The following is a 12,138-nucleotide window of genomic DNA, read 5'->3' as shown; positions in this document are numbered from 1 at the left end:
CTGACTTGAACACGGTTTACAAGCTCAAACTCAACCGTAAATTTAAGTATTTCTTTCAGACTTCCGCTAAAACCCTGATCCCCAAGCCCAAAAATTCATGCTAATGTATTCGAGTTACAAAACGCAAAGTGAAAGCGGAACGGGTTCGAGTTTCCAAAGGGGATCACTATTCATCAAGTGAAAAACCCTAGTACCGCAGGGCGGAAGTCAAAAGTCAAAAGTCAAAAGTCAAAACTAATATACAGTAAGCTTTTTGGCGATTGAATATGGTTGCTTTATTTACGCCGTGATGTACTAGCTAAATAAAACTTAAGTTCTATAGTCGCTTTAAAATCGGACGCATGAATCAAAGACATTTGTGGACTACAGTTGCCGTATTTCTAGCTGTTTTGGGTCTACCCTCAGTTGGTCGAACTCAAACCAGTGCGGGAATTTCCCCAACTAGCCAAGCATCATCTGCGAATGATGCAGTCAAAGTAGGAGAGTACCAATCCCAGACAGAAAGCCCCATTTCCAATCCTGTGATTACCAGAATTCATCCTCACAGTATTCGCGGCTTACAAGCAGCAACTCTTTATATTCGGGATATTCCTGTTCTCACCTTTTTGGGTTCTAACCCAGTTACTAACAGCAAAACAAAAGTTGGAGTAATCGGCAATGGCGAGAATTTAAATTCTTACCCGCGGACTGCTACCAACTCCGCCAAAGTTACCAGTTTTAGCAATACTGGGAATGTAGTCAATTTTAACAAAAAAGTTAGGTCTATTGACAATGATCCAGTTCAAAAAGCTAGTGTTATAGCCGCTAGAATCAATGAACTGATCGAAAAAAATGTAGACGCAAGCAAGATTACCGTCAGTTGGAAAACAGGAGATAACTCCACAATTAACAATAAAGCCCAAAAGCCAGGCTTCATCGTTCAACAACCGTCGGCAGATCGCTACACCATTACTATTGACGGTCAAGAACTGGTAGAAGTCAATAAAGTCACAATATTAGCAGATAGTACCAAAAATCTTGCCCAAGATGCCTTACAAGCAACTAATAGACTGCGGCGACTTATAGGTAACGCATCTCCTATTCAAGCAATTGCCAACTTACCAGTAGATAGATCAGTCTCCAGAGCCAACCTACCGCAAAAGATTGCCTTTGGAAATATCAATCTCAGTTTTCAAGGGATAGCTTCTTGGTACGGATATGATGGCTCTGGCAATAAAACCGCCAGTGGTGAAAGATATAATCCCGAAGGATTAACTGCGGCTCACCGGAGTTTACCCATGGGGACAAAAATCCGTGTCACTAACACCCGGAATGGTCGCTCTGTCGTCGTGCGAATCAATGACAGAGGTCCCTACATCCGAGGTCGAATTATTGACCTTTCCGCTGGTGCTGCCCGGCTATTAGGCATGATCGGCAGTGGCGTTGCTCAAGTCAGTCTTGAGGTTTTAGGAAAATAACCCGTTTCCTAATTCCTACTCTCTTTTCGCTCTTCACTATTAAATTCCCCTGGTTCGTCCCTCTTATCCCCCAATTATCCTTTGCGCCACGCTGCGCTATCAGATATACACTAACGGGGGAAAGGATTATTGGAACTAGGGGTATTTTGTGCGTGTGCTGACAAAAGTTGTAGCCTTACGCTGCTATTTAAATCGCCGTCGCTGGCCAAGCCATCTTAGGCTACCAGAGGATCTCGGACTTGATGAACAAACCAGTTGGTCTCCCACAGCAGTTGGTTTAGTGCCAACTATGGGGGGTTTACATCAAGGTCATTTAAGTTTAATTGAACGGGCTAAACAGGAAAATTCGACGGTGATTGTCAGTATTTTTGTCAATCCCCTGCAATTTGGACCAAATGAGGACTATCAACGCTATCCCCGCACTCTAGAGCAAGACCGACAATTTTGTGAACAGGCGGGAGTTGATGTGATTTTTGCCCCAACTCCGGAGGAAATTGGTGTCCCTGGGAAGAATATAGCAGCAACTCAGGTGACACAAGTGATCCCGCCATCTGATATGATATCTAGCTTGTGTGGTAATTTTCGGCCGGGTCATTTTCAAGGTGTGGCAACGATTGTTACCAAGCTTTTTAATTTGGTACAACCTGACCGAGCTTACTTTGGACAAAAGGATGGTCAACAACTAGCAATTATTAAACGGTTAGTAGCTGATTTAAATTTGCCAGTAGAAATTGTTGCTTGTCCTACAGTGCGGGAATTGTCCGGCTTGGCTTTAAGTTCTCGTAATCAATATTTGACGGCTACAGAAAAAGAGCAAGCAACGGTGTTATTTAAAGGTTTACGGCAAGCTGAGGCGGCGTTTCGGGCTGGCGTTCGTGACAGTGGTGAACTCATAGCATTAGCGCGGCAAGAAATCGCAAAAGTTAGCAATATCAGCTTGGAATATATTGAATTGGTTGAACCGAATACGTTGATGTTTTTAGAAAAAGTTGAGGATGAAGGAATGTTGGCGATCGCTGCTCGTCTTGGTTCTACACGGTTAATTGACAATACGATTTTGCGCGATGGCAACGACGGACTACGCCAACCAATCATTGCTATTGATGGTCCGGCTGGTGCTGGTAAATCTACCGTCGCTCGCCAAGTGGCACATCAATTAGGTTTAGTCTATTTAGATACGGGCGCTATGTACCGGGCGATTACTTGGCTAGTGCTGGAACAGGGAATTGCCATTGATGATGATTGTGCTGTTACTGAATTAGTTGCTGGGTGTAAAATTGAACTGACTCCCAGTCAAAGCCTGCAATCTCCCGTCAGAGTCCAGATTAATGACATTGATGTCACTCAGAAAATTCGCACAGTTGAAGTCACTTCTCAAGTATCAGCGATCGCTGCTCAAAGCACTGTGCGTCAAGCATTGGTTCAACAACAGCAAAGCTGGGGACAACGTGGCGGTTTAGTGGCCGAAGGTCGGGACATTGGCACTCATGTTTTCCCAGATGCGGAAATTAAAATCTTCTTAACCGCCTCTGTGGGTGAAAGAGCGCGTCGTCGTCAGCAAGACTTTCAAAAGCAGAACCAACCCGCAGTTAGTTTAGAACAACTAGAACGGGACATTGCTGAACGGGACTTGAAAGACAGCAATCGCAAGGTTTCCCCCTTGCAAAAAGCGGCTGATGCGATTGAATTACAAACTGATGGTTTAACAGCTTCTGAAGTAGCAGCACAAATTATTAGCCACTACAATCAACGGCTATCCCATTGGTAATTCGGGAATTTTTGAGTTGAAAATGGTGGTGAGTGCCGACGGACTCACCATTATTAGATTTTAGTGCTTTGAACTACATCCTAAACTATTTGCAGATTGATTCATCTATCTTGAGACGGATATTAGTCTGAGTTGATCATTATATATTTTAGACTGGGCTTTTTTCTCACGCTTCAGGTGCAGAGGCAACAGAGGGAAGTTAGGAGTTTGGTCTAAATAGATGAAATTTGCTTTATTTATAAACTAATTGCTGGGAATTTTCAGTTTGGTAGTAGAATAACAATGTTAAGTTTTGTATAAAATTCCTGAATACGAAACCTGTAATTTGCCTAGCTCTGGCAATAGCTTTCAACTAGAAAACAGTAAAGAGAGGAGATCTCACACAATGGCATTTACCCAACTAGCTTTACCTTTTGCTTCTGATGCTTTAGAATCCTATGGCATGAAAGCGGAAACCTTTGAATATCACTATGGTAAGCATCATAAAGCTTATGTAGATAATTTGAATAAGCTTGTTGATGGTACAGAATTAGCTAATAAGTCTTTGGAAGAAGTAATTCAAATTGCTTTTGGTGACTCTGCTAAGGCTGGAATCTTCAACAATGCGGCTCAAGTTTGGAATCACTCTTTCTTCTGGAATTGCTTGAAACCAGCAGGTGGCGGCGCACCTACGGGCGCGTTAGCTGCTAAAATTGAACAGGATTTTGGTAGCTTTGAGAAATTCAAAGAGGAATTTTCCACTGCTGCTGCAACTCAATTCGGTAGTGGTTGGGCTTGGTTGGTTGATGATGGTGGCACACTCAAGGTAATGAAAACCCCTAACGCCGAAAACCCCCTTGCACATGGTAAAAAAGCATTGCTTACCATTGATGTTTGGGAACACGCATATTACATTGACTTCAAAAATGCTCGTCCTGGATTCATCAAGAATTTCTTAGATAATTTGGTGAACTGGGATTTTGTCGCTGAAAATTTTGCTGCTTAGTCACCTGCTTTAATGGGGAAAGGGGTAATTAATAATTGTTAATTACCCCTTCCCTCAAAACTAATCCTCTTGTTAAGATTGCTTTACACATTTGGGTTTTCCCCAGTCTACCTACTTGTTTGACGTGATTGATATTCATACATAACTCCGCACAATGCAGCAACAAAAACCCAAGAGAGAGTATTCAACCGAATATCAAATGTGGTGACATCAACGGTATTAAATAATATCCACCCTATAAAGGTGATCAGATAACTAAAGAAGATTAGGCGATTTTCTGGTTCTATAGATGCAGAGATCCCCGACTTCTTTAAGAAGTCGGGGATCTTATTCTTATTCTTATTCTTATTCTTATTCTTAAATAAAATTTGACTAGCTGCAATTAATATCCAAGCCAGCAAACCACAAAATAGCAAAGTAGTAATTAACCCAGTTTCCGCAGACAGCATTAAAAATAGGTTATGGGGATGGTTGACATCAATTTGCATTTGGGTTTTATAAAGTCCACTAAAACTGCGTAAACCTGAACCAGTTAAAGGATGTTGCTGAGTTAAATTCCAGGCAAATTCCCATTGAGTTTTCCGCATTAATTCCAGCGGTCTATCAGGAAACATATCATCATTTAACCGCGCCCAAATGCCGTAGGGAACAAAAAGGCGGAAAAATTGGGCAATAGGTGAAGGTGCAAAAGCTGCTAAGAAAAAACAACTTGTAATACTGACAACAGCAGCAACAATTAATTGCCAACCTTGATATAAAGCATAAACTAAACAGGCAAAAATAGTTATTCCCCAACCATTGCGAGAATTGGTTAATATCAAGGCGATAAAATTAGCAAATACCGTAATTGTTAAGAAGATAATCAGGCGATTTTTTTGCTTGAGTTTGTGATAGTTTTCTAGCAATAAACCTAAACCCAAAATAAAGATAGTTACTAAGTATGCGGCTAAGGTATTTGGGTGCATGAAGTTAGAAGCCATGCGTCCTGATAATGATTTTTCTGGTGCAACTATCCAATCAAAGACAATCCATAAAACCTGAAATCGGAAATTCCAACCGAGAAATAATTGCCCAAAACCGATGATTAAAACAGGTACAGAACCAAACACGATGATCCAAGAAATTTGTCGTAATTGGTTGGGTGTTTGCATCAGGGAAGTTAGTCCTGTAAAAAAGAAAAAGAAGGGGATGAAGTTGAATAAACCTAAAAAAGCATCTAATTTATGATAGGCAAATCCGGTAGTAATGAGTAGTAAGATACTCAAAAGAGCAAATCCCTTGTGAATTGGCCGATTGCTAATAAGCCGCGATTGTTTTCGCCAAGTTAACAATGATGCCACGACGATAGAAATACCGCCCAAAAATGGACTCAGGGGGCAAGATAATAGTCCAAATTGCAACCAATTCCAAGGGGTTTGTAAGCGGGAATTTGGATGATAAAAAGTTTTATTTAAGCTATTTCCCAACATTCTGTACGGGTAAGACGAATTTGCGCGAGGGTGAAGACACAAGGAATAATTCTGCCATAGTTTGTGGCGATCGCTCTCCAACCTAAATCAGCAAAAAACCAAGCCCACATGACTGGACCGACCAAAGCAAACGCACTGCGAACCGCACCATAACGGGCTGCACTCATAGTCATACCTCGACGGGACATTTGTAAAGCTACATAGTTTTGAAACTGTTTGGTTGCTAATCCTGTACCTGTAATTGTGGCTTCTTTCGCTACTTGATAAGTAGCTAAATGAATAGCAAATTGACGGGCGATTTGTTGGAGAACAAAAGGTTGGATTACAGACGTTACAGCCAAGGCACTACCACCTTTAAATATTAATCCTAAAGGATCACGTTGCAATGATAATGGTAATGGTTGTTTAAGTTTTGATTGTGCTAATTGATGTTGAACATTAATAGTTAGTTGTTGTTTTTCCTGTTTTGGTAGTTTTTTCCAAACCTTTCCTAAGAGATGCAAAAATACTTCTGCTTCTAAATCAATTGTTGTTAGATCTTGATAATAGTGAATTTTCAAATATTTGCATACTTGAATTAGGGCTTGTCTGTAAGTTACTTGATCAGTACGTCCCCGTAATACTGTCATTCCGTCAGCAGCTAAAAAACGAAAGCGATTTTCTATTGTATCTAACCAAGTTTGACGATCTTGGCTTTGTACTGCAATGGGTTCGGGTGTGTGAACATAATCTAAGGGGTTAAACTTGCGACTAAACAGAATTGCTGTTAAGTCCTGTAGTTCCTCTTCTGTAGCTAGTTCCAATACCGCTCTGAGTTCTTCCAATTTCCCTTCCTCTCTTAGGTGCAGCTTATCTGTCCCCTATTCTACTATCTTGTAAATCAGATTTTCCATATTCATGACTGCTCAAATGTCTTTTTTGTCTATATAAACCTCATTTTATGCTTAATTTATATTTTTCTTCCAGTAATTAACAATTGTGACAGTTGAGGTCGGAATGTGAGCTAAAGTTGTTTATTTTTTTCAGTAAAAAACCCGCTACAGGAATACTATAGCGGGTAAAATTAACAATTACAGTTATGGTTAATTTTCAGATACAAATATTATAAGAAAATAGGCTGAAAACCCCGGAATTAACCCCTAAAAATCCTAGAAATTTTTAGGGGTTAATGTCTTTTAAGCCGGGGATGAAAGCCAATTAGAGGCTGTCTTCCTCCAGTGACTTGTGTTATACTACTTGTAACAGGAGCGGTAATCAACCTGTATAAAAACCTAACTGCCTAAGGGCAATCTGTACCTTGACAATTAAATCTATGCGGTTCTACTGCATTGTTCTAGCTTCCTCCTAGCAGTAGGTAAAAGATTTATAGGAGCTAGACGAATCAGAATTTTGAAACTTTCTCGTTTCAAGTTAAACAGGACTTGCAGTCATGCAACTACGGTCGGGCAGACCGAAAGTTAACGCTTGGGGAGAGTCCCACCTCTGAGCTAGATAACGCAAGGAGTCTAGTTTAAGTGGTCTCATTGAACCAGGAATCCCCGTGTCTTTAGACCGGGGAGTGTCAAGCCAGCCATTCCAGAACAGCTTCATCTTTAGTATTAGTATGACGAGAAGGTGTTTCCCGCTCAAACTTCATGTGAATAGAACGGGTTTGTTCACCATCAGCCGCAACAGCTAAAATTGGATAGTCAATTAAACCATCTTGGAAGGACATTTGGAAGCGGAATGTACCATCGGAATTGAGTTTAATTGGACGACCACCAATGGTAACATTTGCATCAGGTTCAGTTGCACCGTAAACAATCAATTCAGCGTCAGCAACTAACCAGAATTTGCGAGGACGTGCAGGAACAGCAGAAGCGGAGAAACCGGACATTCCCACACCGGACATGGTTAAACCAGATACGGTAGGAACAGCCCACATACCCACACCAGATGGGAAAACGTAGGAACTGAGAGCTTGTTCGGGAGCAGCAGAACCAGGAACGTGCTGCATAGAACCGAAGATAGAACCTGCTACCCGTTGAGCTTCAGCGGATTCTGCTAGACCAAAGATTTGTTCGTAAATGGGATTTCCACCACCCGCAGTCGCAGCAGCAGCAGTTGCTAATTTCTTAGATGGGGGAACTAGTTCGTAGAAGGTCTTAGCACGCAGGTCTTCTTCAAAGTCTACGGTGATGAAGACATCTTCAATCCAATCGGAAGGATAGACGGGGGGAATATGTACTCTCGCAGAACGTGCTAATACTAACCAACCACCATCAGCGGTGCGATAACCAACATCTATCACATAATCGCGATCGCTCACGGGAATTGGCAAATACCATTCTCTCGCTAGTTCATCAGCAGGGTATTCTTGAATACTGTGGGGACTTTGATAATCTAGATCAACATCAGTGACATCATAAATCCGCAAAGCTAGGGTTTGTCCACCTTGACGACGCAGTGCTTCTTTATGGTCGTTAGGAATATCCCAGTAAGTATAAGCCCATTGAGGATCACGGGGTAATAAAACTATCCGGCTGTCACCATAACCTGCGGGTAAATCGGCTAATGCTTCATCAACATCAGCGAGAGAACCACCAGTCCGATCTTCTTGACCTAACTCAAATTTTGCTGCTTCCACGGTTTCTTGTGCCTCCAGATTAGGGGATGAACTGAGCGAGAACTTACTATGCTGAACTTCTTCAATTGATGCTAATAACTGCGATTTCCGCATTCTGCTATAGCGAGATATACAGAATTCACTGGCAACTTTGCGTAATTGCCGTAGGGTCATCTCTTCTAGCGGTGGCCGTTCTTTTGCCATTGATTTGGACTCCAGTAGTTTACAAGGTAAATTATTTTTTCCGGGTTAAAAAAATTTTGATGAAATATCATCTACCCAGATTTTTTTATTCCTGACTCCTGGTTTGTCTCCAGTTTTAAATTTGTTTACTGTTTGTTTTTTATTAAGATACCAACTCATCGAAATTCCTAGTTATGCCGTTGTTTTGCATTTCTTTGGGATTGCCAAAAGTTGTTAAGTAAATATTAACCAGTAAAACTATCTAGGGATCAAGGGGTCTAAAGATAGGTTTTACTATATTTCACGTAGTTATCAGCCTTGCGGGGATCAGTTTGTCATGGAATCTTAATATAGTGATCTCAGATAGAGGATTACTGTCAAGGTTTGATGACATTGAGGGCAGGGAACATGGAAAAGAGTAGATTTAACAACGAACAACTGACAACTGTACGGGCGAAGCATTTGGAGAACTATTTTTTGGAATGACCGATAATTTATCTTCCAAATGCTTCGCCCCTACTGACAACTGTACGGGCGAAGCATTTGGAGAACTATTTTTGGCAATGACCGATAATTTATCTTCCAAATGCTTCGCCCCTACTAACAACTGACCAATTACAAAAAATTCTGAATTACTGACATTCGCTGAATCAGCCATTTACCGTCTTTGCGAACCAAATCATAGCGAACGCGCAAGTTTTCATTAGAAGACTTTTTCTGCTGACTATTCTGATAGAACTGGGTAACTTCTTGTACCTTAGCGTCTACAGATACATAATCTTTATCTGTACCTTTTTTAGAAACAGCTACTATTTCTAGATTATGTTTATATTGGCGATAGCGTTTCTCTTCTTGTTCTTGCTGGGCTACTGACTGCCATTGTGATAAAACTGCACCTGTTAAAATTTCCTTTAAACCATCAATGTCATGTTTTTGCCCTAAAGCTGAGGTTTTGGCAGATAACCAAGTTTCAATTACTTCCTTTGCTGTCTCCTTGGTCAGTTCTTCGGTGCTTGATTCAGGTTTGGTGTTAGGGTTAGGAATGGTGATTGGTGGTTGATTTAGTTGTATTGCTAACTGTTCTCCCTGTAATGATGGACTAGGAAAGAAGATATTTTTGACTAAGCCAAAAGTTGTTGATACTAATAACGAAAAAATTAATACTCCTCCCAATGAAAACAAAACTAGCCAAACTAAGCGCGTTTTTGGATCTAGACTACTGAGAAAATTAGTTTGAGACTGGATGAATCGCTGGGAAAGGTTATTAGCAGTAGGTTTACGTCTTCTGCGTTTGGGGGACTGGTGGTTTGTTACTGCGGTCGGAGTACCATTGGTTTGATGTGGTATTAGGTTCGGGGTTGCTGCTGTTGAGGGTATTTGTGATGTTTGATTTCCCGCATTTGCATTTGTTGGTGGATGATTCCATCTCGGTATGGAAACTTGGGTAGATTCAGGTTGAGGTCGAGGCTGGGTTTGTGGTAACTCAGGATTGACGGGTTGATGATGTTGCGGTGTTTGTGTGGTGTTATTAGTATGGTAACGAGAATTATTAATATCTGGTTGGGGAAAGGATTGATGATTAATTACTGACCATTCATTAGTAATTTGGGCATCGGTAGGTAAAGATTCTAGATAAGCTTGTACTTGTCTATCGGCAAAGTAATCTTTTAAAGAGGCTTGCTGTTTTGCTAAATCCCGAAAATGGGGAAATACTTCTTGCTGTAACCATTGTTCACTATATAAACACAGTCCTGGTAATAGGTCTGGTGAGTCTTGGGATTTTTCCCGAATAAAAGCTAAGGCTTCATATTCTTGACTTAGTTCTAAAACACGGGTGGCTTCTTCGGTTTGTCCCATTAGCAAAGCACAAAGCGATTGTTCTAAATGCACGTCTTGGCGTTTGCCCAATTGCATTAACATTTGCTTGGCTTGGCGAATTAATGCTGGTTGGCGTTGGGCAAAACCTCTGGCGATTAGGGAGTATACTGCTAAATATGTGGCCACGGCTGAGGGGCGTTTACTTTCTAATTCAAAGAGTTTATGCTGTTCTGCAACTGTTAAATAATGGCGGATTTGTTGGATAAATCGTAAAAAGTCATCTATATTTAATCCTGATTGATCGTTGCCTGTACCATCAATACCGCCACGATCTTCTAAGATACTTTGTAATAATTCTAATCCTTGCCGACGTTTGGGAATTTGTGTTTGTGGTAGTGCTAATAGTTCCAAGATGCGGTAGGGACGCAGTTTGTAAAGATCAGCGGTCATTTCAGCGCGGACGCTGGGAAATAAGCCTTCTCGGGCTAATAATTCTTCACCTGTTTCTAAGGATACGGCGGCATTTTCATAGTGACCTTGTTGCCATTCTTCCCGTCCTAGTTCTAGGCAAGCTAGGGAGACGGTGAGGATAATATCTGGTAAGTCAGAGTTTTCGGGAATTTCTATTTGGGTAGCACGATGACCTGTTTTCAGACTAACTGAACTAGGTTTATTAACTAGGTACGGGCGACCAAGTTTTAATACTAATTCATATTCTCCTAGTTCTTGGAGGATTAACAAAGAGCCAACAAATCGCTCTGGGGTGATTTCGATGCTGAGACTTTGAGCATCTTGATCTTTGGAGTTATTATCTGTTAGGGTTTGTTGTGGAACTTGATCAGCAGTTTTGTTAGGAGTATAAACGTGAGCTAGATAAAGCTGATCGTAGGCTTTGCGCTCGTCGGTATCTAATAAAACCATATAAGCTTCTTCAATCAGCTTCTTGCGAGAAGATATAGATGTAGTCGAATATTCCCGTCGGGGCAATTGGACAATGCGATCGCTGTATGCCTGTCGCAATTGTTCCTCATTTGCCGCCAACGGTAATCCTAGAATTCGGTAATAATCAAGCGGAATTCGCACAGCTTACGTCCCCTGCACTGTGTTCTCGTAGCATCTCGTAAAAATTAACATAATTTACCCAGAGCGTTCCAGGCTTCTAAAACCGTCCCATAATCATAGCTTGATTAATACCGTGTTGACCTAGTACAATAAGTGTAGATAGTAACAGATATATTAGTCATTTCCGTTAATTTTTTTATATCTTCAGTTTAAGGTTATGGAGTTGGGAGTCAGGAGTTAGGAATAAAACCTTATTACCTATTGCCTGATTTTTAAACAATCCATTCTGACGCGCGTTCACCTAAGTCAAGGGGGATGCTAACTGCTTTACCAAGACGGGGACGCTCTTTGGTTTCTAGAATGAAAGTTTGCACTTGTTGTACTCCCCCTAAGGCATTGAGATAATTAGCAATGCTGTCAAGATGATCTTGGTAATCTGTTTCGCTTAAAGGGAAAGAGGCCTGTCCAAAATATTTCCACATGATTTGTAGAAATATTTTGCCCTGGGTGCGGCGAAACTGGACATCATAAGGTTGTCCCCATTTATCAATCAACAGTTGGCGTAATTCCTTTCCGGTCATAGCAATTTTGGTCAGTTGTCAGTTGTCAGTTGTCAGTTGTCAGTAGGGGCGAAGCATTTGGAAGATAAATTATCGGTCATTGCCAAAAATATTTCTCCAAATGCTTCGCCCGTACAGTTGTCCGTTGTCAGTAGGGGCGAAGCATTTGGAAGATAAATTATCGGTCATTGCCAAAAATATTTCTCCAAATGCTTCGCCCGTACAGTAGTC

General features: G+C 41.2%; 9 protein-coding genes. 3 read left to right on the top strand and 6 right to left on the bottom strand.

What is annotated here, in order from left to right:
* The first annotated feature begins 341 nt into the window (after positions 1-341).
* The 3 genes from PN450_RS19980 (at position 342) to sodB (ending at position 4,210) form a co-directional block, all read left to right on the top strand.
* The gene (locus PN450_RS19980; protein ID WP_271837328.1) at positions 342-1,457 is read left to right on the top strand and encodes a septal ring lytic transglycosylase RlpA family protein; all 1,116 of its coding nucleotides are present in this window, start codon (positions 342-344) and stop codon (positions 1,455-1,457) included.
* Between the two features lie 148 nt (positions 1,458-1,605).
* Positions 1,606-3,225, top strand: a complete 1,620-nt coding sequence (locus tag PN450_RS19975; RefSeq protein ID WP_271837327.1) for a bifunctional pantoate--beta-alanine ligase/(d)CMP kinase — start codon at positions 1,606-1,608, stop codon at positions 3,223-3,225.
* A gap of 385 nt (positions 3,226-3,610) precedes the next feature.
* Complete coding sequence (sodB, locus tag PN450_RS19970) at positions 3,611-4,210, top strand: superoxide dismutase [Fe] (RefSeq protein WP_148761320.1); 600 nt, start codon at positions 3,611-3,613, stop codon at positions 4,208-4,210.
* Positions 4,211-4,317: 107 nt separating this feature from the next.
* On the opposite strand, the gene PN450_RS19965 is transcribed toward sodB, so the two are convergent.
* The 6 genes from PN450_RS19965 to PN450_RS19940 all read right to left on the bottom strand — a co-directional run bounded on the left by PN450_RS19965 (position 4,318) and on the right by PN450_RS19940 (position 11,928).
* Positions 4,318-5,679: an O-antigen ligase family protein gene (locus PN450_RS19965; protein ID WP_271837326.1), complete on the bottom strand. Its 1,362-nt coding sequence runs from the start codon at positions 5,677-5,679 to the stop codon at positions 4,318-4,320.
* Positions 5,661-6,503, bottom strand: a complete 843-nt coding sequence (locus tag PN450_RS19960) for a YaaW family protein (RefSeq protein WP_015078571.1) — start codon at positions 6,501-6,503, stop codon at positions 5,661-5,663. Before PN450_RS19960 ends, PN450_RS19965 begins: the two co-directional genes overlap by 19 nt.
* Positions 6,504-7,240: 737 nt before the next feature.
* Entirely contained in the window at positions 7,241-8,488 is a 1,248-nt protein-coding gene (locus PN450_RS19955; RefSeq protein ID WP_015078572.1) for a DUF4912 domain-containing protein, read from the bottom strand.
* A gap of 403 nt (positions 8,489-8,891) precedes the next feature.
* Positions 8,892-9,074: a hypothetical protein gene (locus tag PN450_RS19950; RefSeq protein ID WP_271837325.1), complete on the bottom strand. Its 183-nt coding sequence runs from the start codon at positions 9,072-9,074 to the stop codon at positions 8,892-8,894.
* An 8-nt stretch (positions 9,075-9,082) separates the two neighbouring features.
* A complete protein-coding gene (locus PN450_RS19945) occupies positions 9,083-11,368 on the bottom strand; it encodes an IMS domain-containing protein (RefSeq protein WP_271837324.1) in 2,286 nt (761 codons plus the stop codon).
* 251 nt (positions 11,369-11,619) lie between these two features.
* Complete coding sequence (locus PN450_RS19940) at positions 11,620-11,928, bottom strand: DUF3067 family protein (protein WP_148761330.1); 309 nt, start codon at positions 11,926-11,928, stop codon at positions 11,620-11,622.
* Positions 11,929-12,138: the final 210 nt, after the last annotated feature.

This window comes from Dolichospermum lemmermannii CS-548 (genome assembly GCF_028330815.1).
GTDB lineage: Bacteria > Cyanobacteriota > Cyanobacteriia > Cyanobacteriales > Nostocaceae > Dolichospermum > Dolichospermum lemmermannii.
The sequence above is the reverse complement of the archived record's forward strand: the minus strand, read 5'-3'. Positions and strand labels throughout refer to the sequence as shown.